The sequence below is a fragment of the Stenotrophomonas sp. YJH_SMC_110 genome, from assembly GCF_059369255.1.
In genome coordinates, this window is record NZ_JCAFSM010000001.1 from 590,083 (window position 1) to 609,020 (window position 18,938).

Here is an 18,938-nt window from a genome sequence, read left to right on the forward strand (position 1 = left end):
GGACGATCCAACAGGGAACATGCAATGACCGAGTGGTACTACGCCGAAGGACAGCAACGCCAGGGCCCGCTGCCGGTCCAGGAAATCCGCCAGCGCTTCCAGCGGGGCGAACTGAACCTGGACACCCTGGTCTGGCGCGAAGGCATGGCCCAGTGGGCTGCACTGCGCCAGGTGGTCGATGAGCTCGGCCTGCAGACACTGGCTGATGCCAGCACGGCCACCGCCAGCGGCGGCTTCGACCTGCGCGGCGACTACGCCGCCATCGACAACGGCACTGCACCGCTGCCTGGCACGGGTGCGCTCAGCAGCTCGCCCTACAGCGCCCCGGCCGCTTCCGGTGCCGGTGGCCCGCAGCCGGTGATCGGCGGCGAGGTGGTCTACGCAGGCTTCTGGAAGCGCGTAGCGGCGTACATGATCGACTATTTCGTGCTGGCCATTCCGGGCGGCATCATCGGCGCCATCATCGGCGTGGTGCTTGGCGCCAGCATGGGCGCGGTGGGCAGCGGCGAGACCTCCATCGAAATCGTCGCGCAGGTGGCCAGCGCGCTGATCAACATGGCCATCGGCGTTGCCTACTACACCTGGTTCCATTCCTCGCAGGGTGGCGCCACGCTGGGCAAGATGGCGGTCGGCATCAAGGTCGTGCGCAGCAACGGCGATCGCCTGACCAAGGGCCGCGCCTTCGGCCGCTACTGGGCCATGCTGCTGAGCAGCTTCACCCTCGGCATCGGCTTCCTGATGGCCGCCTTCACCGAGCGCAAGCAGGGCCTGCACGACATGATCTGCGACACCCTGGTGGTCGACCGCTGGGCCTACACCGACCAGCCGCACCTGCAGCGCCATGAGCTGGGCACGGTCACCATCGTGATCCTGGTGCTCACCGGCCTGCTGGTGCTGGCGGGCCTGGTGGTGCTGGTGGCCGCGGTCGGCTTCATCGCCAAGATGGCCTCATGAACGGCCATCCTCACGTCTGGCTGCTTGACAGGGGCTGGCCGGGCGTGATTCCTCTAATAAGGTGAAACCTGAACGCCCGGCACACTACCGGGCGTTCAGCGTATTGATTTGTCCGTGGCCGCTTCACTAATGCGGCCGTTTGCTCCACCCTAGCGGCCCCTCCCCTGCGGCTCGCCCCACAGACACTGCTGCCATGCCCAAGCACCTGCTCATCGTCGAATCGCCGGCCAAGGCCAAGACGATCAACAAATACCTCGGCAAGGACTACACCGTCCTGGCCTCGTATGGGCATGTGCGTGACCTGATTCCGAAGGAAGGCGCGGTCGACCCGGACAACGGGTTCGCCATGCACTACGACGTGATCGACAAGAACGAAAAACATGTCGACGCGATCGCCAAGGCCGCCAAGGGCGCCGACGACATCCTTCTGGCGACCGACCCGGATCGCGAAGGTGAAGCGATCAGCTGGCATATCGCCGAGATCCTGAAGGAACGCGGGCTGGTCAAGGACAAGCCGATGCAGCGCGTGGTGTTCACCGAGATCACCCCGCGCGCCATCAAGGAAGCGATCAGCCAGCCGCGCGCGATCGCCAGCGACCTGGTCGATGCCCAGCAGGCGCGCCGCGCGCTGGACTACCTGGTCGGCTTCAACCTGTCGCCGGTGCTGTGGCGCAAGGTCCAGCGCGGCCTGTCCGCCGGCCGCGTGCAGAGCCCGGCGCTGCGCATGATCGTCGAGCGCGAGGAAGAGATCGAAGCCTTCATCGCCCGCGAGTACTGGTCGATCGCCGCCGAGTGCGCACACCCGTCGCAGCACTTCAACGCCAAGCTGGTCAAGCTGGACGGGCAGAAATTCGAGCAGTTCACCATCACCGACGGCGACACCGCCGAAGCCGCCCGCCTGCGCATCCAGCAGGCCGCGCAGGGCTCGCTGCATGTCACCGACGTGGCCAGCAAGGAGCGCAAGCGCCGCCCGGCGCCGCCGTTCACCACCTCCACCCTGCAGCAGGAAGCCTCGCGCAAGCTCGGTTTCACCACCCGCAAGACCATGCAGGTGGCGCAGAAGCTGTATGAAGGCGTGGCGATCGGTGACGAAGGCACCGTCGGCCTCATCTCGTACATGCGTACCGACTCGGTGAACCTGTCGCAGGACGCGCTGGCCGAAATCCGCGACGTGATCGCCCGTGATTACGGCATCGCCTCGCTGCCCGACCAGCCGAACACCTACCAGACCAAGTCCAAGAACGCCCAGGAAGCGCACGAGGCGGTGCGCCCGACCTCGGCCCTGCGCACTCCGTCGCAGGTCGCCCGCTTCCTGACCGACGACGAGCGCCGCCTGTACGAACTGATCTGGAAGCGCGCCGTCGCCTGCCAGATGATCCCGGCCACGCTCAACACGGTCAGCGTCGACCTGTCCGCTGGCAGCGAGCACGTGTTCCGTGCCAGCGGTACCACAGTGGTGGTGCCCGGCTTCCTGGCCGTGTACGAGGAAGGCAAGGACAACAAGAGCGCCGAAGACGAGGACGAAGGCCGCAAGCTGCCGGCGATGAAGCCGGGCGACCGCGTGCCGCTGGAACGCATCCAGGCCGAGCAGCATTTCACCCAGCCGCCGCCGCGCTACACCGAAGCGGCGCTGGTGAAGGCGCTGGAAGAGTACGGCATCGGCCGTCCGTCGACCTACGCCTCGATCATCCAGACCCTGCTGTTCCGCAAGTACGTGGAAATGGAAGGCCGCAGCTTCCGCCCGTCCGACGTCGGCCGCGCGGTGTCCAAGTTCCTGTCCAGCCACTTCACCCAGTACGTGGACTACGACTTCACCGCCAAGCTCGAAGACGAGCTCGACGCCGTCTCGCGTGGCGAAGAAGAGTGGATCCCGCTGATGGCCCGCTTCTGGGAGCCGTTCAAGGAGCTGGTGGAAGACAAGAAGGAATCGGTGGACCGCGCCGAGGCCAGTGGCGCGCGCGAGCTCGGCACCGACCCGAAGACCGGCAAGCCGGTCAGCGTGCGCCTCGGCCGCTTCGGGCCTTACGCCGCCATCGGCAGCACCGCCGAGGACGCCGAGGAGAAGCCGAAATTCGCCTCGCTGCGCCCCGGCCAGTCGATGCACACCATATCCTTGGAAGACGCGCTGGAACTGTTCCTGATGCCACGCGCGCTGGGCGAGGACAACGGCGAGCCGGTCAGCGTCGGCATCGGCCGCTTCGGCCCGTTCGCCAAGCGCGGCAGCACCTATGCCTCGCTGAAGAAGGAAGACGACCCGTACACCATCGACCTGGCCCGCGCCGTGTTCCTGATCGAAGAGAAGGAAGAGATCGCGCGCAACCGGATCATCAAGGAGTTCGAGGGCAGCGACATCCAAGTGCTGAACGGCCGCTTCGGCCCGTACATCAGCGACGGCAGGATGAACGGCAAGATCCCCAAGGATCGCGAGCCGGCATCGCTGACCCTGGCCGAAGTGCAGCAGCTGATGGAAGAAACCGGCAAGCCCGTGCGCAAGGGCTTCGGCGCCAAGAAGGCTGCCGCGAAGAAGGCACCGGCCAAGAAGGCGGCGGTGAAGAAGGAAGCGGCGCCGAAGAAGGCCGCAGCCAAGAAAGCGCCTGCCAAGAAGGCGGCGAAGAAGGCCGTGGTAAAGAAGGCCGCTGCAAAGAAGGCACCGGCGAAGAAGGCCGTCAAGAAAGCCGCGAAGTAGATTCACGCCATGCGTGGATAAGGGGTAGTGCCGGCCGCTGGCCGGCAACATCCAGAAGCACCCGATGCCGGCCAGCGGCCGGCACTACCGGGCCAGGGTCCACCCCTTCTGCACGCCGCAGGGGGATAATGGGGGCCCACGTCGGGCCGGTCGCCGCCATGAAAGAACTCACCCTGGACTCTGCTGTCGCCACGCTCCGCGCCGGCGGCGTGATCGCCTATCCGACCGAAGCGGTCTGGGGCCTGGGCTGTGATCCCTCGCATGAGGCGGCGGTGCACATGGTGCTGCGGCTGAAGCAGCGCCCGATCGAGAAGGGCATGATCCTGGTCGCCGCCGAATTGTCGCAGCTGGAGGGCTGGGTGCGCCTGCAGGCGTTGCCCGATGCCCGCCAGCGCGCGGTGCTGGCCAGCTGGCCGGGTGCCAACACCTGGATCCTGCCGGCCGGTCCGCGCGCCCAGCCCTGGATTACCGGCGAGCACAGCGGCATCGCCGTGCGCATCAGCGCGCACCCGCTGGTCGCCGCCCTGTGCAGCGCCTGGGGGGGTCCCCTCGTCTCCACCAGCGCCAACCTGGCCGGTGAACCACCGGCACGCAGCCGTGCCGAGCTGGATCCACGCCTGCTGCGCCTGCTCGATGGCATCCTCGATGGCGAAACCGGCGGCCTGGCCCAGCCCACCCCGATCCGCGACGCGCTCAGCGGCAACGTGCTGCGCTCCTGAGCGGACGATTGCACTGCCACGCACAATCACGCACCCTGCCGCCATGAACCTGCTGCGCACCGCCCTGGGCCTGTGCCTGCTGCTGCCATGGACCGCATCGGCCGCCGAGGACGTGCGCGTCTACCGCTGCGTCGCCAGCAATGGCGCCGTGGCCCTGCAGGACAGGCCCTGCAGCAGCGGCCGGCAGGAGGTGCGTGACCTGCAGCGCCCGCGCGATCCGGCACCCCGGGTGGTGCGCAGTGACGCCCCTCCCGCGGCGCCCAGCGAGGTTCCGGTGATGCGCGATCGCGAAGTCCGCCACGTCTACATCCAGCCGCCACAACCGTTGTACGAGTGCGTGAGCGACGACGGTCGCCGCTACACCAGCGACAGCAACGAGGGCAATCCGCGCTGGGTCCCGTTGTGGACCAGCGTGTGGCTCCCGCACGGGCACCACGGCGCGGTCCATCCCGGTCCACGCCTGGGCTTCGGCACGCCGGTCGGTGCGCCGATCGGTGAAGGCACAGGCTACCGGCCGCCTGCGGTGGGCGTCGGCGTGCAGGTGCCGGCCGGCAGCGTGCTGGTCCGTGACAGCTGCCATGCGCTGCCGCCGCAGGACGTCTGTGCGCGCCTGCGTGACCGCCGCTGGGAACTGGACCGCCGTTACAACAGCGCGCTGCAGAGTGAGCGCACCGCCATCAGCAATGAACAGCGCGGCATCGACGCGCGCCTGTCGCGGGACTGCGAACGCTGAGCGCGATGCGTGCCGGGGCATGTACGCTGTGCGCATGAAGAACCTGATCTGGCTGGCCCTGGGCCTGTTCGCCGGCAACGCGTTGGCCGACGACGGGGTGATCTACCGTTGTACCTCCAGCAGCAGCGATGTGCCCACCCTGCAACGCACGCCCTGCCCTGCCGGCAGCAAGCAGCAGGTGGTGAGGGTGCCGGCCAGTGCTCCGCCGGCGCCGGCCTCAGCGGCACCCGTGCCGGCCGCGCCCGGACCGGCCGCGGCCACTGCGCCGTCCGTTCCCGCACCCGCGCCTCGTCGCCCCGGCGAAGGACGCACGATCATGGAAGCTGGCATGGTCGAACGCGAAGGCGGCGATCTGATACTCGACAGTGCATCGCTGCCACGCCAGGCCGATGCCGCGCCGGACAGCAATGCGCCGCCGAAGCCGCCGCTGCCACCGATCTTCCAGTGCACCGACAGCCAGGGCGGTGGCTACCTGCACGAATACGAAGCCGCCCCCGGGCGCTGCGAACTGATGACCGTGCAGGGACTGGGCGGCGCCACGCCGGTCAATGCCGCCGGCTGCGAAGTGGTGCGCGACCGCTGCGAGGAACTGCCGGACGCGCAGCGCTGCAGCAGCTGGCAGCAACGCTTCCGCGACGCACGTGGCCGTGAGCGGTTCGCCTCGCCGGAAAACCGCGACAACGCCCGTGGGGAACGCGAACGGCTGCAGGGCGTGCTGGAGGCCAGCAACTGCCCGGTACCGGGGTGACAGCCACCCGGTAGTGCCGGCCGCTGGCCGGCAATCGCAGGATCTTCAAATGATTCCAGTTGCCGGCCAGCGGCCGGCACTACCCTTTGGAAGATCAGAACCCGTAGCGCAGGAAGCCGCCATCCACCGCGATGCATTCGCCGGTGACATAGCTGGCCGCCGGCAGGCACAGGAAGCCAACGGCTGCGGCCACTTCCTCCGGCTCGCCGATGCGGCGCATCGGCGTGCGGTTGATCACTTCCTCGTAGTAGTCCGGGTCCGACAACGGACCGGACGTGCGCCGCGTGCGGATGTACCAGGGCGCCACCGCGTTGACCCGGATCCCATCCTCCGCCCACTCGACGGCCAGGTTGCGGGTCATCTGGTGCATCGCCGCCTTGGTCATGCCATAGACCACGCCACTGCGCACATGGGTCAGCCCGGACACGCTGCCGACATTGACGATCGACGACGACGCGTGCCGGGCCAGCAGCGGATGCGCGTAGCGCGACAGCTCGAAGGCCGAGAACAGGTTGGTCTCGAAGATCTTGCGCCATTCGTCCTCGGAATATTCCGTGGCCGCCTTGGTGACGTTGCCACCGGCATTGTTGACCAGGATGTGCAGGCCATCGCTGTGATCTTCCACCCAGTCCAGGATCTGCCGACGGTCCTCGTCATCGGAGACATCGGCCGCCAGCGCGTGCACCTGGTGCTGCGGATAGACATCCAGCAGTTCGTCGCGCGCCGTTTCCAGCATGTCGATGTCGCGGCCGACGATCATCAGGTCGGCGCCGAGGCCAGCCAGTTCGTGCGCAATGGCCAGGCCAATACCGGCGCTGGCACCCGTGATCAGGGCCGTCTGGCCGTCCAGGCGCCACCGTTGCTGGGTCATGAGTCCTCCGGGGCCGCGCCCGCTGTGTTTCGATGCCGCAAGGATACGCGCTCACGGCAGCGCTCGGCCGGGGATGCGACACTTGCCCATACGCCCACCGCGGAGAGCCGCCATGCGCATCCTGATCCTGTCCACGTCGCTGCTGGCCAGCCTGCTGCTGGCGGCCTGCCAGCGGCCGCCCACGCCGAACCCGGAGAAGCCACCGGTGCCACGAGCGATGTCGCGTGCGATCAACGACCCGCTGGACCGCGCCAAGGACGTGCAGAAAACCGTCGATGATGCCGCTGCGCGTGAGCGCAAGGCCGAAGCAGACGCGAGGCAATGACCTGTGGGGTCAGAGACCTTTGTGCTGCCAAGGAATCCGACCCCATGAACGAAAACGCCCGGCCAGAGCCGGGCGTTTTCATTCGGTACCGTTGCCGATCAGAATCCGCAGAAGCAGTACGCCAGCGCCTTCACCGGAGCGCCATTGCCCTTCTCGCGGGCCGCGTTCTCGACGAAGCGCAACTGAGTGTCCACTTCCGGCATCGTGCGTGCCAGCATCATCCGCGCCATCCCCGAATCGGACAGCATCCAGGCACCGGCGCGGCTGCCGGCGAAACCGCTGACGAACTGTGCGAACGGCGTGGCTGCCTTCTCGATGTAGCGCACGCGATAGGCATCGGCCTTGCCCAGCTTGGCGCGGCTGGCCGCATCGGCCACCGCGTCCTTCAGGCCACCGAAGGCGTCGACCAGGCCGCGTTCCTTGGCCTGTGCACCGCTCCACACGCGGCCACGGGCGACCTCGTCCACGGCCTCGACCGGCTTCTTGCGGGCGTCGGCGACACGGCCGGTGAAGTCCGCGTAGCCCTTGTTGATCACCGTCTGGATGACCTGGCCGACGGCCGGGTCCATCGGGCGGGTGACATCGAAGGCGCCGGCGAAGCGGGTGGTGCCGACACCGTCGGTGTGCACGCCGATCTTGTCCAGCGCGCGGCTGAAGTTCGGCACCATGCCGAAGATGCCGATCGAACCGGTGATGGTCGACGGATCGGCATAGATGCGATCGGCGTTCATGCTGATCCAGTAGCCACCGGAAGCGGCCAGATCACCCATCGACACCACGACCAGCTTGCCAGCGGCCTGCAGGGCTACCACTTCACGACGGATCTGCTCGGAGGCGAACACTTCACCGCCCGGCGAATCCACCCGCAGCACCACCGACTTCACGTTGTCGTCGTCGCGCGCGGCACGCAGCAGCGCCGAGGTCGACTCGCCACCGATGCGGCCGGCCGGCAGGTCACCGCCACTGATTTCGCCGGCGGCCACCACCACGGCCACCTGCGGACGCGAGTCCACCGGGTTGCGGCGCGCGTCGAGCAGGGCCAGGTAGCGGCCGAAGTCAACGTTGCGGAAACCACCGTCGGCATCCTCGTCGGCCACGCCGCGCTCGATCATCAGATCCTCGAATTCCTCGCGGGTCTTCAGCGCGGTCACCAGCTTCTGCTGCAGGGCGAACTTGGCCAGGTCACCACCGGCGGCAGCGATGCCTTCCGGCAGGGTGTCGATGCCGGCGGCCAGCTGTGCCGGATCCAGGCGGCGGGCCTTGGCGATGTCGCCCAGGTAGCGCTGCCACACGTCGTTCATCCAGAACAGGTCGGCTTCCTTGGAGGCCGGCGACGCCGCGTCGAGCACGTACGGCTCGGCCGCGGACTTGTACTCGCCCACCTTGAACAGGTGCACGTCCACGCCCAGCTTGTCCTGCAGGCCGGTGCGGAAGTACTGGCGGTAGCGGCCGAGGCCTTCGAGCACGACCGAACCCATCGGGTCCAGGTAGACCTCGTCGGCCTGCGCGGCCAGCAGGTACTGCGACTGGCCCATGCTCTCGCTGTAGGCCACCAGCTGCTTGCCGGAGGCGCGCAGGTCCTGCAGCGCGGCGGCCACCTCACGCAGCGAGGCGAAACCGGACGGCTGCAGCTTGTCCAGCTCCAGCACCACGCGCTCGATCTTCTTGTCTTCCTTGGCCGACTCGATCACCCGCAGCAGATCGCGCAGCTGGATCTCCTCGGCGCCGTTGTCACCCACCGCCTTGGCCAGCGCGCGGCTGACCGGGTCGGCGCTGAACTGCTCGACCAAGCGGCCTTCCGGCGCGATCACGAGCGTCGTGCGGTCCTGCAGCGACTTGCTGGCACCGGCACCCATGCCGGCGGCGATGACGAACATCACCAGCAGCAGGAACAGCAGGCCGAAGAACACCAGGTTGAGGATCAACCGGCGGGTGAAGTTCATGACGTCCCACAGCCCGATGAAGAAACTGGCGACGGGGTTGCGACGCGCCGGGGGCAGCGGGGGCACGGGTTGATTCATGGAACGCTCCGGATGGCTTCTTGCCGTGGTACCAGCATAGCCGGTGCCGCGTGATGCAGCATCGGACACAAGTCAGGGGATCGCCCGTCACGGGTGAACGTGGCGGGCGGGAAGATCAGGACAGCGCGGATTGCCCGATGCGCTGGCTGCTGCGGCGCAGGCGCCAGCCCATCAGGATGGCAGCGGCGGTCAAGCCGACGATCAGGCCGATCCACATGCCCTGCGGGCCCATGCCCAGCCCCAGGCCGAGCCCGGCGCCGAGCGGCATGCCCAGGCCCCAGTACGCGAACATGGCGATGAACATCGGCACGCGGGTGTCCTTCAGGCCGCGCAGCGCGCCGGCCGACAGCACCTGGATGCCGTCCGGGAACTGGAAGGTGGCCGCGTACAGCAGCAGGGTCGAGGCCAGGCCGGCCACCGCCAGGTCGTTGGTGTACACACCGACGATGGCATCGTGGCCGAACAGCAGCACCGCCGCCGACAACGTCTGCGTGCCCATGATGATCGCGTAACCGGCCCAGGCCGCACGCCGCACGCCGAAGCCGTCACCACGGCCGACCGCATGGCCGACGCGCACGGTGGTGGCCTCGGCCACGCCCATCGGGATCATGAAGCACAGCTGCGCGACGTTGATCGCGATCTGGTGCGCAGCGGCTTCGTTGGCACCAAGGCGGCCGATCAGCAGCGCGGTGACGATGAACAGGCCGCCCTCCATCAGCACGGTGATGCCGATCGGCAGGCCGGTGCGCAGCAAGTCCCAGATCGCCTTCCAGCGCGGCCCTTCGAAATGCGAGAACAGCTGCAGATGGGCGAAGCGCCTGGTGAACCACAGGTAGGTGGCGAAGGCGATCGCCTGCAGCCACATCATCACCGCCGAGGCGATGCCCAGGCCTTCGGCGCCCATTTCCGGGAAGCCGAGCTTGCCGTTGGCCAGCACATAGCCCATCGGTGCCAGCACCAGCAGGCCACCGAAGCCGAGCAGCATCGTCGGCAGCGTCCAGTGCATGCCTTCACTGAGATAGCGCATGCAGAAGTACAGGGTCAGCGCAGGTCCGCCCCAGCGCACCGCATGCAGGAACGCGGTCGCCCCCGGCACGATGTCCGGCGCGATGCCGAACGACGGCAGCAGCGGCGGCACCACGGTGAGGAAGGTGAACATGATCAGGCCCAGCCCCAAGGCCAGCCACAGTGCCTGGCGGAACAGCGGGCCGATCTCGCGCTCGCGGCCGGCGCCATGCAGCTGCGACACCGAGGCGGTGAGCGAGATCAGGGTGCCGATCGGAATCAGCATCGGCAGCCACAGCAGCGCCGTACCGATGGTGACGGCGGCCAGTGTGGCCGTGGCGTGGTGGCCGGCAATCACGTTGTCGACGAAGGAGATCAGACCGGTGGACACATGGCCCAGCACAAGCGGCAGGGCGAGCAGACCGGTGGCGCCGACTTCCTTGCTGAAGCGCGGCGTGGAGGTTGCAGTAGACATAAGGTGCTTGACGCGAACTGCGGTTGCGCGCGAAGGGCACAGGCACCGGGTTGCGGGCGCCCATCTTACGCGGGCGGCGCGTGCAATCCCATGACATGGCGTGAATGCTGGGTTTCAGCCGCCCCACACAAAAAGGGGACGGAGGGGATTAAGTCGTTTCAGGCCCACTAGTGCCGGATGCGACTTAATCCCCTCCGTCCCCTTTTTTACTGGCCGGCCTGGCGCTTGAGCCAGCTGTCGCGCTCGGCGGCGGGCACGGCGAGGAAAGCGCTGCGCACTGCGTCGCGTTCCTGCGGTGGCGTGCGCTGCGCGACCAGAGTCAGCTGGGCCAGCTGCGCCGGGCTGAGCTGGCGCAGTACGGCCAGCGCGGTCTCGCGCTGTTCCGGCGGCACGAAGCCGAACAAGCCATGCAGCTTGGGGAATTCCAGGCCCAGTTGCGGGCCCAGCCGCCACCCGTCGCGGAACGCCTGGTCCTGGTCGCGGAACTGTTGGCGCAGGCGCTGCTGCTGGTCCGCAGGCAGCGCATTGAATCGCGCAGCCGCCTGGCGGATGCGCTCGCGCTCTCCTTCCGGCAGCGCCCGCCAGGCGGCGTAGTCGGCGCGGCGCTGGCGCTGCTGCTGCGCATCGAGCTGGGCGAAGCCAGAGGGTGCTGCCGTCGACGGTGCTGGCGAAGCCACCGGCGTGGCCGGCGACGTCGGTGGCGGCAACGGCACGTTCAACGATTGCGGCGCGGCAGACAGCGACAACGGCAGGGCCAGCAGCAGGCTGGCGAACACGGACTTATTCATCGGCAGCAGCGGTTTCCAGCGTGGCACTGGCCGGCTCCGGCCGGCTCGGCCTGGATTGCGATTCATCCACCGGCAGCGGGCCGCCCGCGGCAGTCCACGCGTACAGGTCGGCATCGGCAACCAGCGGGTAGTCACGATCGGCCAGCATCGCTGCGTCGTCCGTGGCCTGGGCCGTGGTCGCATCCGGCGTGGCGTTGACCTTGCTGGGTGGCAGGGCTTCCACCGTCACCGGACCGGCTTCGCCCACCACCCCCTCCGGCAGCGGTGCATCACTGCCGAAGGAATGCCCCTGCCAGTGGCGCCAGCCCAGCGCTGCGGCCAACAGTACCGCCACGGTCGCCAGCAGGATCAGCGGACCGCGCCAACGTGGCTTGGCGTTCGTGCGACGGCGCTTGCCATTGGCGGCCGCCCGCTCATCGCGCTGCGGTGCGCGCCAGCTCGGGGTCGGGGCTTCATTGTGGGCGGTCGCGGCGGCGGGTTGTTGCAGCTGCTGCAGGCGCGCGGCCGGCAACTCACGGATACGCGCCTGCACCTGTTCGGCCAACTGGCGCCAGGCCGAGGCATCCGGCTGGCCGTGGGCATCACGCGGGCAGGCGTCGGCCAGCAGGTGCTGGTAGCCGGCCTCGTCCTGGTCGAGCACGCGCATGGCGATGCCCTCGTCCAGGCTGCCCCCCACCCGCAGCAGCAGCGCAAGGCGCGGCAGCGGCGGCATCGCGCCCAGCACGGCCAACGGCGGCAGCCACTGCCCGCCCACCGGCTCGCGCAGCGCCTGGCGCTGGCCCAGAAGGGTCCAGAAGCGGGTCGGCCACTGCGCCATCGGCAGGTCGCTGGCCACTGCGGCAAAGGCGCGCATCACCGCCACCAGGGTCTGCTCGGCACGCGCGGCATCGCCGCACTGCAGTTCAGCGACCACCAGGGCACGGCGCTCGACGCCACGCAGGAACGCCGACAGCGCGCCGGCCGCGGTCGAGGAAACAGGGGCGGGCACAGCCGTCATCGGTCACTCCAAAGGTCTGCCGGCATGATAGCGGCAGGCCATCGACGCCCGTAGGACTTGCGCCCACAGGCACTTCGTGCTGCAGGTTGTGCACAGCACCACGCCCCCTCCGGCGAAAACTGTGGCTTCGGGCTGAATTCACTCTGTTTCAGCATTGTTTCACACTTAAGATATTGATTTTATTGTCTTTTGTCGTGTGGCGATTTTTTGACCAACCCAAGCGTGAGGCCGTCGCCATCGGCCTTCTACGTTTCCGATGGCCGTTAACGCACAACGTTATCCACAGAACATGTGGATAAGACTGAATCTCCAATGGACACCGATATTTAGGTGACATTTATGATTCAACGGGCGCCGCCCCGCCGCTCCCGCTGCTGCCGTTCGCGCGCGCATGGCCCGTTACACTGGCCCGATGCTTTCACCGATTCCGACCCTGCAGGTCGCACTGCCTGTCCCCCTGCCCCGCCTGTTCGACTACCTGTCGCCGGAGGGCGATGCACCGGCGGTCGCGGTCGGCTGCCGCCTGAAGGTGCCGTTCGGCAACCGGGAGCTGGTCGGTGTGGTGGTGGGGCACGGCCAGACCGACGACGGCCAGGGACTGCGCCAGGCCTTGGCCTGGTGCGACCCGCAGCCGCTGCTGCAGGGGGAACTGTGGCAGAGCCTGCAATGGCTGGCGCGCTACACCCATGCGCCACTGGGCGAGGTGCTGAGCACCGCCCTGCCCGGCCCGCTGCGCCATGGCGAGGTCCTGCCCGACACACACCACTGGGGTTGGCAGCTGACCACCGAAGGCCACGCCCAGCGTGAAAAGCTGCGCGCCGGCAGCCGTCCACGGCAACTGGCCGAGCTGCTGGCCGAAGCCATCGTGGATGAGGACGTGCTGGGCGAACGCATGCAGGACTGGCGCACCGCCGCGCGCAGCCTGGCCAAGCGCGGGCTGGCCGAGCGGGTTGCGCTGAGCGTGGCCCCCCAACACGCGCAGCCACTGCCCGGTCCCACGCTCAACCCGGACCAGGCCGAGGCGGTGGCCGCGATCAATGCCGCCGACGGCTTCCGGCCGTTCCTGCTGGATGGCGTGACCGGCAGCGGCAAGACCGAGGTATACCTGCAGGCGATCATCCATTGCCTGGCGCAGGGCAGGCAGGCGCTGGTGCTGGTGCCGGAAATCGGCCTGACCCCGCAGACCCTGGCACGCTTCCGTGGCCGCCTCGGCATCGCCGTGCATGCGCTGCACTCGGGGTTGAACGACAACGAGCGCGCGCGCGTCTGGGCAGCGGCCTCACGCGGCGAAGCGCGCGTCATCGTCGGCACCCGCTCAGCGGTGTTCACGCCGCTGCCCCAGGCCGGCCTGCTGATCGTCGACGAGGAACACGACGGCAGCTACAAGCAGCAGGACGGCATCCGTTACCACGCGCGCGATTTCGCCCTGGTCCGGGCCAAGTGGCTGGGCGTTCCGGTGTTGCTGGGCAGTGCCACGCCCTCGCTGGAAACCCTGCACAACGCCTACGCCGGGCGTTACACCCACCTGCGCCTGAAACAGCGCGCCGGCGATGCGCGGCCACCGCGCGTGCGCATCCTCGATGTACGCAAGCGCCCGCTGCATGACGGCCTCTCGGCCGATGTGCTGGCCGGCATCGGGGAGCATCTGCAGCGTGGCCAGCAGGTGCTGGTGTTCAAGAACCGCCGCGGCTACGCACCGGTGCTGCTGTGCCACGACTGCGGCTGGACCGCGCCATGCCAGCGCTGCGATGCGCCGATGACCGTGCATGGTGGCGGTCGTCGCCTGCAGTGCCACCACTGCGGCGCGCGGCAACCGGCGCCGCTGGCATGTCCGGCCTGCGGCAGCCTGGCACTGCAACCGCAGGGCATCGGTACCGAACGCCTGGAAGAACATCTCACTGCGGCCTTCGCCGACTTCCCGGTGGTGCGCATCGACCGCGGCACCACCTCACGGCGCGACGCGCTGGAACAGCAGCTGGCGAAACTGGGCGACCAGCCCGGCATCCTGGTCGGCACGCAGATCCTGGCCAAGGGCCACGACCTGCCCAAGCTGACCCTGGTGGTGGTGGTGGGTATCGATGAGGGCCTGTTCTCAGCCGACTTCCGCGCCAGCGAAAAACTGGCGCAGCAGCTGATCCAGGTGGCCGGTCGCGCGGGACGTGCGCGCGACCCGGGCGAGGTCTGGCTGCAGACCCATCACCCCGGGCACCCGCTGCTGGAAACCCTGGTGAGCGGTGGCTACCATCCGTTCGCGCAAGCCGAGTTGAACCAGCGCCAGGCGGCCGGATTCCCGCCCTTCGCGCATCTGGCGCTGATGCGCGCCGAAGCGCAGCAGGTGGAGCATGCCAATGCATTCCTGCTGGCAGCCCGGCACCTGCTGGGCGAACAGAACGTGGTCGAGGCCTACGGGCCGATGCCGGCGCCGATGCCGCGGCGGGCCGGTTACCAGCGCACGCAGCTGCTGCTGTCTGCGGTGCAGCGGCCGCCGCTGCATGGCGTGCTTTCGCAACTGGTTCCGCAGCTGTACGCGCTGCCGGAAGCACGCAAGGTGCGCTGGTCGCTGGATGTGGATCCAACGGATCTTTATTGAGGGGTCAGAGCCCACCCGTCGGGTGGGATCCGACCCCGATGCCCTGGGGTCGGATCCCTTTTCGCAGAAAAGGGCTCTGACCCCGGACGCCTTCGCTTACGTCAGCGGCGACATCACGCCGCGCTGGTAGGCCGGTCGCTCACGCAGGCGCGCATACCACTCGGCCAGGTGCGGCAGGTCCGGGCGCTGGATCGGCAGTTCATACCAGGCGTACACCAGCGAGCCGAGCGGAATGTCGCCCATGGCGAACGTCCCGCCCGACAGCCATGGCTGCGTGGCCAGGGTGGCATCGGCCATCGCCAGGTAGTCACCGGCACGGACGATGGCCGCGCTGATGCGCGCTTCGTCACGGTCGGCCGGCGCGGTGCGCATGATGCCCCAGACCAGGTCGCTGTACAGCGGCGCCATCCGCGAGGTGCTCCAGTCCATCCACTTTTCGGCCTGCGCGCGCTCCATCGGGTCCTCGGCGTACAGCGTGCCCAGCGCATAGCGCGCGCTCAGGTAACGCACGATGGTGTTCGATTCCCACAGCGGCAGGCCGTGGTCCTCGATCACCGGCACCAGGCCGTTGGGATTCATCGCCTGGTACTCCGGCGTCTGCGTGCCGCCATGGCTGCCGCCTACTTCGATGGATTCGTACGGCAGGCCGATCTCCTCGGCACACCACAGCACCTTGCGGACGTTGCTGGAATTGCGGCGGCCCCAGATCTTCAACATGCGGGTTTTCCTTGCTGGCAATGCGAGCGGCAACGATACGCCTGATTGGAGTGGAGATGTGCGTGCAGGATGCGGGATCGGGCGCCTGCGCGCTGTCGGCCGGCGGCCGGCACTACCGGTTCTTTTTTGGCAGCGCGCGCACGTAGGACGACTTGCCGTCCTTCTTCAGCTCGAACAGGCCGATCGCCGCCAGCAGATCGCTGAGTTTGCCGTAGCCATAGTTGCGCGGATCGAACGAGGCCTGGTTGCCGATCTGGCTGCCGACCGGCCCCAGGTGCGACCAGCCATCCTCGCCCTCGGCCGAGGACACCGCGCGGCGCAGCATCTTCACCAGCCGGGTGTCGCTGCGCATCTCCGCCCCGCTCTTGCGCGGGCGTGCATCATCATTGGCGACGGGCTCGTTCGATGCCTGTTCGCTCGATGCCTGCTCGGCATCCGGCACGCTGGCGTGGGTCTGGCCCAGCGCTTCCAGGTAGGTGAACTTCGAGCACGCGTTGACGAACGGTTCCGGCGTCTTCTTTTCGCCGAAGCCATACACCTTCACGCCGTCGGTCAGCAGGCGCATCACCATCGGGGTGAAATCGGCATCGCTCGACACGATGGCGAAGCCATCAAGGTTGCGCGCGTACAGCAGGTCCATGGCATCGATCACCATCGCCATGTCCGACGCATTCTTGCCCTTGCTGTAGGCGAACTGCTGGATCGGGCGGATCGCGTATTCGTGCAGCACCGCTTCCCAGCCCTTCAACCGCGGGCTCTTCCAGTTGCCGTAGGCACGGCGCACGTTGGCCACGCCATAGCGGGCGACTTCGGCCAGGACCTCGTCGATCTTCGAGGCCGGCGCATTGTCGGCATCGATCAACAGGGCGATGCGCTTTTCCGGTTCGCTCATGGATTCCTCGCGGGCGGTTGCCTGAACCCGAGTATCGCCGATCCACCCAGGCGCTGACGTGACAGGTGGCCGCCGTGCGAAGATGCCAGGCGCTTCCCCCAATGCCCCCACTGGAGTGAGTCGATGAGTCGCGAGCGCGTTCCCCACCTGGTCGTTGTCGGCGGCGGTTTTGCCGGTCTCTGGGCCACCCGTGCCCTGGCCCGCGAGCGCATACGCATCACCCTGGTCGACCGCCGCAACCATCACCTGTTCCAGCCGCTGCTGTACCAGGTGGCCACCGCCGGCCTGTCCGCGCCGGATATCGCCGCACCGCTGCGCCACATCCTCGGCCACCAGCGCAACGTGGAAGTCCGCCTCGGCGAAGTGGTCGCCATCGACAAGCAGGCACGGCAGATCGGCATGGCCGATGGCAGCACGCTGGACTACGACAGCCTGCTGCTGGCCACCGGCGCCACCCACGCCTACTTCGGCAACGACCAGTGGGCCGATGATGCCCCCGGCCTGAAAACGCTGGACGATGCCATTGCACTGCGCCGCAAGCTGCTGCTGGCGTTCGAGCGTGCCGAGGCCGAACCGGACCCGGCCAGGAAGGCGGCGTGGCTGAGTTTCGCCATCGTCGGTGGTGGCCCCACCGGCGTCGAACTGGCCGGCACGCTGGCCGAGATCGCGCGCCACACGCTGCGCAACGAATTCCGCCACATCGATCCGGCCAGCGCCAAGGTGCGGCTGGTCGAGGCTGGGCCGCGCGTGCTGTCCTCGTTCCCGGAAGTGCTTTCGCTGAAGGCGCGCCGCCAGCTGGAAAAGCTGGGCGTGGAAGTGCTGACCGGTACCCCGGTGAGCGACATCGACAGCCAGGGCTTCAAGCTCGGTGAGCAGTTCGTGCCGGCCCGCACCGTGGTCTGGGCCGCCGGCGTGGCCGCTTCACCACTGGCGCGCACGCTGGACGTGCCGCTGGACCGCGCCGGCCGCGTGCAGGTGCAGCCGGACCTGACCCTGCCCGATCACCCGGAGCTGTTCGTGGCCGGCGACCTGGCCGCACTGAGCCAGGCCGACGGCAAGCCGGTTCCCGGCGTGGCGCCCGCGGCCAAGCAGATGGGCAAGTACGTGGCCGAGGTGGTCCGCGCGCGCCTGCATGGCAAGGCGGCACCGGGGCCGTTCAAGTACGCCGACTACGGCAACCTCGCCACCATTGGCCGCATGGCCGCGATCGTGCACCTGGGCCGGCTGCAGCTCTCCGGCGTGCTGGCCTGGTGGTTCTGGCTGGCCGCGCACGTGTTCTTCCTGATCGGCTTCCGCAACCGCATCGTGGTGCTGCTGAACTGGGCGGTCGCGTACTGGAGCTACCAGCGCAGCGCGCGCATCATCTTCGGTGATGACCAGGACGACCGGCGGCCGAGGCGGTAAGGCCGCACGCAACAGGGGTCGGATCCCTTTCCGCGGGAAAGGGCTCTGACCCCGTCAACAAACATGGAGCGCCATCCACGCATGGCGTGGATCTACTTCCGGCAGAAGTCCTCCTTCCTCGCGGTGTCCGCAATCTGCGCGGTACTCCAATGCCGGGTGATCCAGATCGCCAACGCGGTGCTGCTGAGATGCCAGCGCAGCATGCCGCGCCGAGGTTGCCGCCACAGGTGGCGCCGGGCAATCCAGAAGGCCTCCCGCTCCACTTCAGGCACCTTGTTCTTCATCCCGTCCTTGTCGAAGAACTGGGCGGTGAAGCGCCAGGGGTTCATTGGCTGGTATCCCGCCCGTGGCTCACCGCTGCACGCAGCCACGCCACTGGGCGCGCGGTCGGCCGGCTTCGGCCGGCCGTCCACCAATGCCAGCCCGAGCAGATACAGCAGGCCAGGCAGCAGCGCGATGCCGGCGACCAGCACGACGACGGAGATCCATGCGTTGCCGGCGGCACGCATCGCTCAGTGCGCCTTCGGTTTCGGGTACCACAGTGCGTTGACGATGACCCAGCGCTGGTCGAAACGCCCCATGTGGAAGTAGTCGACGAACCACGGGGTTTCCAGCCGCACCGAGGCCGCGTTGCCGGTCACGTCCAGCACCGTGCAGCGGCGATCCCATTGATCCTTCGGGGTCTTCAGCGCACCCTGTTTCGTCAACGAGACCAGCTCTTCCTTCGACATCCGGCGCAGGCCCAGGCGCTCGTCGGGTGTATCGCCGAGCACAGCGCGCTTGGCCAGGTCCGGATGCAGGGAACGGGCGACGCGCTGCGGGTCGGCCTCCAGCTGGCCATCGACGTAGTCGTGGCAGGTGCCTTCGATGGCCGCGATCGTGGCGGCGTCGGCGGCAGGGCTCGTTGCTGCGGAGAGAGCGAACAGCAGGGCGATCGTGGACATCCGGGTCTCCAGCTCTGGGCGCGGGGCGATCATCGCATGGACCGGGTAGCCCATCCACGCAGGGCGTGG

General features: G+C 68.2%; 17 protein-coding genes. 8 read left to right on the plus strand and 9 right to left on the minus strand.

Features of this window, described 5'->3' with window-relative positions:
* The first annotated feature begins 24 nt into the window (after positions 1 to 24).
* From AC5P6H_RS02585 to AC5P6H_RS02605, 5 genes are all read left to right on the plus strand, one after another.
* Positions 25 to 954 carry an RDD family protein gene (locus tag AC5P6H_RS02585; RefSeq protein WP_049408647.1) on the plus strand — a complete coding sequence of 310 codons (930 nt, stop codon included), beginning with the start codon at positions 25 to 27 and terminating at the stop codon, positions 952 to 954.
* A gap of 193 nt (positions 955 to 1,147) precedes the next feature.
* Positions 1,148 to 3,640, plus strand: a complete 2,493-nt coding sequence (locus tag AC5P6H_RS02590; protein WP_014648569.1) for a DNA topoisomerase I — start codon at positions 1,148 to 1,150, stop codon at positions 3,638 to 3,640.
* Positions 3,641 to 3,768: 128 nt separating this feature from the next.
* Positions 3,769 to 4,359, plus strand: a complete 591-nt coding sequence (gene tsaC / locus AC5P6H_RS02595) for an L-threonylcarbamoyladenylate synthase type 1 TsaC (protein ID WP_495202295.1) — start codon at positions 3,769 to 3,771, stop codon at positions 4,357 to 4,359.
* A 43-nt stretch (positions 4,360 to 4,402) separates the two neighbouring features.
* The gene (locus AC5P6H_RS02600; protein ID WP_495202296.1) at positions 4,403 to 5,092 is read left to right on the plus strand and encodes a DUF4124 domain-containing protein; all 690 of its coding nucleotides are present in this window, start codon (positions 4,403 to 4,405) and stop codon (positions 5,090 to 5,092) included.
* A 34-nt stretch (positions 5,093 to 5,126) separates the two neighbouring features.
* Complete coding sequence (locus tag AC5P6H_RS02605) at positions 5,127 to 5,840, plus strand: hypothetical protein (protein ID WP_041864295.1); 714 nt, start codon at positions 5,127 to 5,129, stop codon at positions 5,838 to 5,840.
* Between the two features lie 94 nt (positions 5,841 to 5,934).
* Here the strand turns inward: AC5P6H_RS02605 and AC5P6H_RS02610 are convergent, their stop codons facing one another.
* Positions 5,935 to 6,711 (minus strand): SDR family oxidoreductase, encoded by a 777-nt coding sequence (locus tag AC5P6H_RS02610; RefSeq protein WP_014038643.1) that lies wholly within the window; start codon positions 6,709 to 6,711, stop codon positions 5,935 to 5,937.
* A 112-nt stretch (positions 6,712 to 6,823) separates the two neighbouring features.
* Between AC5P6H_RS02610 and AC5P6H_RS02615 the strand changes: the two genes are divergently transcribed.
* Positions 6,824 to 7,036, plus strand: a complete 213-nt coding sequence (locus AC5P6H_RS02615; protein WP_049408653.1) for a hypothetical protein — start codon at positions 6,824 to 6,826, stop codon at positions 7,034 to 7,036.
* A 98-nt stretch (positions 7,037 to 7,134) separates the two neighbouring features.
* Here the strand turns inward: AC5P6H_RS02615 and sppA are convergent, their stop codons facing one another.
* From sppA to AC5P6H_RS02635, 4 genes are all read right to left on the minus strand, one after another.
* Positions 7,135 to 9,057 (minus strand): signal peptide peptidase SppA, encoded by a 1,923-nt coding sequence (sppA, locus tag AC5P6H_RS02620; RefSeq protein ID WP_495202297.1) that lies wholly within the window; start codon positions 9,055 to 9,057, stop codon positions 7,135 to 7,137.
* A gap of 115 nt (positions 9,058 to 9,172) precedes the next feature.
* Positions 9,173 to 10,537, minus strand: a complete 1,365-nt coding sequence (locus tag AC5P6H_RS02625) for an MATE family efflux transporter (protein WP_046432753.1) — start codon at positions 10,535 to 10,537, stop codon at positions 9,173 to 9,175.
* Positions 10,538 to 10,743: 206 nt separating this feature from the next.
* Positions 10,744 to 11,325, minus strand: a complete 582-nt coding sequence (locus AC5P6H_RS02630; protein WP_032958258.1) for a DUF3106 domain-containing protein — start codon at positions 11,323 to 11,325, stop codon at positions 10,744 to 10,746.
* Complete coding sequence (locus AC5P6H_RS02635) at positions 11,318 to 12,322, minus strand: hypothetical protein (protein ID WP_180835836.1); 1,005 nt, start codon at positions 12,320 to 12,322, stop codon at positions 11,318 to 11,320. Before AC5P6H_RS02635 ends, AC5P6H_RS02630 begins: the two co-directional genes overlap by 8 nt.
* 412 nt (positions 12,323 to 12,734) lie before the next feature.
* On the opposite strand from AC5P6H_RS02635, the gene AC5P6H_RS02640 reads away from it, so the two are divergent.
* Positions 12,735 to 14,912, plus strand: coding sequence for a primosomal protein N' (locus AC5P6H_RS02640; protein WP_495202351.1), 2,178 nt, complete (start codon positions 12,735 to 12,737; stop codon positions 14,910 to 14,912).
* A gap of 96 nt (positions 14,913 to 15,008) precedes the next feature.
* On the opposite strand, the gene AC5P6H_RS02645 is transcribed toward AC5P6H_RS02640, so the two are convergent.
* Both AC5P6H_RS02645 and AC5P6H_RS02650 read right to left on the minus strand, forming a co-directional pair.
* Positions 15,009 to 15,629: a glutathione S-transferase family protein gene (locus AC5P6H_RS02645; protein WP_014648579.1), complete on the minus strand. Its 621-nt coding sequence runs from the start codon at positions 15,627 to 15,629 to the stop codon at positions 15,009 to 15,011.
* A gap of 112 nt (positions 15,630 to 15,741) precedes the next feature.
* Positions 15,742 to 16,521, minus strand: a complete 780-nt coding sequence (locus AC5P6H_RS02650; protein ID WP_014648580.1) for an NYN domain-containing protein — start codon at positions 16,519 to 16,521, stop codon at positions 15,742 to 15,744.
* Between the two features lie 123 nt (positions 16,522 to 16,644).
* On the opposite strand from AC5P6H_RS02650, the gene AC5P6H_RS02655 reads away from it, so the two are divergent.
* Positions 16,645 to 17,925: an NAD(P)/FAD-dependent oxidoreductase gene (locus AC5P6H_RS02655; RefSeq protein WP_100450677.1), complete on the plus strand. Its 1,281-nt coding sequence runs from the start codon at positions 16,645 to 16,647 to the stop codon at positions 17,923 to 17,925.
* A 92-nt stretch (positions 17,926 to 18,017) separates the two neighbouring features.
* Here AC5P6H_RS02655 and AC5P6H_RS02660 read toward each other — a convergent pair whose 3' ends face one another.
* Positions 18,018 to 18,434, minus strand: coding sequence for a hypothetical protein (locus AC5P6H_RS02660; RefSeq protein ID WP_049408667.1), 417 nt, complete (start codon positions 18,432 to 18,434; stop codon positions 18,018 to 18,020).
* 3 nt (positions 18,435 to 18,437) lie between these two features.
* Positions 18,438 to 18,869 carry a nuclear transport factor 2 family protein gene (locus AC5P6H_RS02665; protein WP_495202298.1) on the minus strand — a complete coding sequence of 144 codons (432 nt, stop codon included), beginning with the start codon at positions 18,867 to 18,869 and terminating at the stop codon, positions 18,438 to 18,440.
* Positions 18,870 to 18,938: the final 69 nt, after the last annotated feature.

Excerpts from the sequence above, each read along its gene's own strand:
- AC5P6H_RS02665 (WP_495202298.1), bottom strand. The coding sequence starts at position 18,869 with ATGTCCACGATCGCCCTGCTGTTCGCTCTCTCCGCAGCAACGAGCCCT.
- AC5P6H_RS02605 (WP_041864295.1), top strand. The coding sequence starts at position 5,127 with ATGAAGAACCTGATCTGGCTGGCCCTGGGCCTGTTCGCCGGCAACGCG.
- AC5P6H_RS02655 (WP_100450677.1), top strand. The coding sequence starts at position 16,645 with ATGAGTCGCGAGCGCGTTCCCCACCTGGTCGTTGTCGGCGGCGGTTTT.
- AC5P6H_RS02640 (WP_495202351.1), top strand. The coding sequence starts at position 12,735 with ATGCTTTCACCGATTCCGACCCTGCAGGTCGCACTGCCTGTCCCCCTG.
- AC5P6H_RS02625 (WP_046432753.1), bottom strand. The coding sequence starts at position 10,537 with ATGTCTACTGCAACCTCCACGCCGCGCTTCAGCAAGGAAGTCGGCGCC.
- AC5P6H_RS02610 (WP_014038643.1), bottom strand. The coding sequence starts at position 6,711 with ATGACCCAGCAACGGTGGCGCCTGGACGGCCAGACGGCCCTGATCACG.
- AC5P6H_RS02615 (WP_049408653.1), top strand. The coding sequence starts at position 6,824 with ATGCGCATCCTGATCCTGTCCACGTCGCTGCTGGCCAGCCTGCTGCTG.
- AC5P6H_RS02645 (WP_014648579.1), bottom strand. The coding sequence starts at position 15,629 with ATGTTGAAGATCTGGGGCCGCCGCAATTCCAGCAACGTCCGCAAGGTG.
- tsaC (WP_495202295.1), top strand. The coding sequence starts at position 3,769 with ATGGGGGCCCACGTCGGGCCGGTCGCCGCCATGAAAGAACTCACCCTG.
- AC5P6H_RS02590 (WP_014648569.1), top strand. The coding sequence starts at position 1,148 with ATGCCCAAGCACCTGCTCATCGTCGAATCGCCGGCCAAGGCCAAGACG.
- AC5P6H_RS02585 (WP_049408647.1), top strand. The coding sequence starts at position 25 with ATGACCGAGTGGTACTACGCCGAAGGACAGCAACGCCAGGGCCCGCTG.
- AC5P6H_RS02630 (WP_032958258.1), bottom strand. The coding sequence starts at position 11,325 with ATGAATAAGTCCGTGTTCGCCAGCCTGCTGCTGGCCCTGCCGTTGTCG.
- sppA (WP_495202297.1), bottom strand. The coding sequence starts at position 9,057 with ATGAATCAACCCGTGCCCCCGCTGCCCCCGGCGCGTCGCAACCCCGTC.
- AC5P6H_RS02635 (WP_180835836.1), bottom strand. The coding sequence starts at position 12,322 with ATGACGGCTGTGCCCGCCCCTGTTTCCTCGACCGCGGCCGGCGCGCTG.
- AC5P6H_RS02600 (WP_495202296.1), top strand. The coding sequence starts at position 4,403 with ATGAACCTGCTGCGCACCGCCCTGGGCCTGTGCCTGCTGCTGCCATGG.
- AC5P6H_RS02660 (WP_049408667.1), bottom strand. The coding sequence starts at position 18,434 with ATGCGTGCCGCCGGCAACGCATGGATCTCCGTCGTCGTGCTGGTCGCC.
- AC5P6H_RS02650 (WP_014648580.1), bottom strand. The coding sequence starts at position 16,521 with ATGAGCGAACCGGAAAAGCGCATCGCCCTGTTGATCGATGCCGACAAT.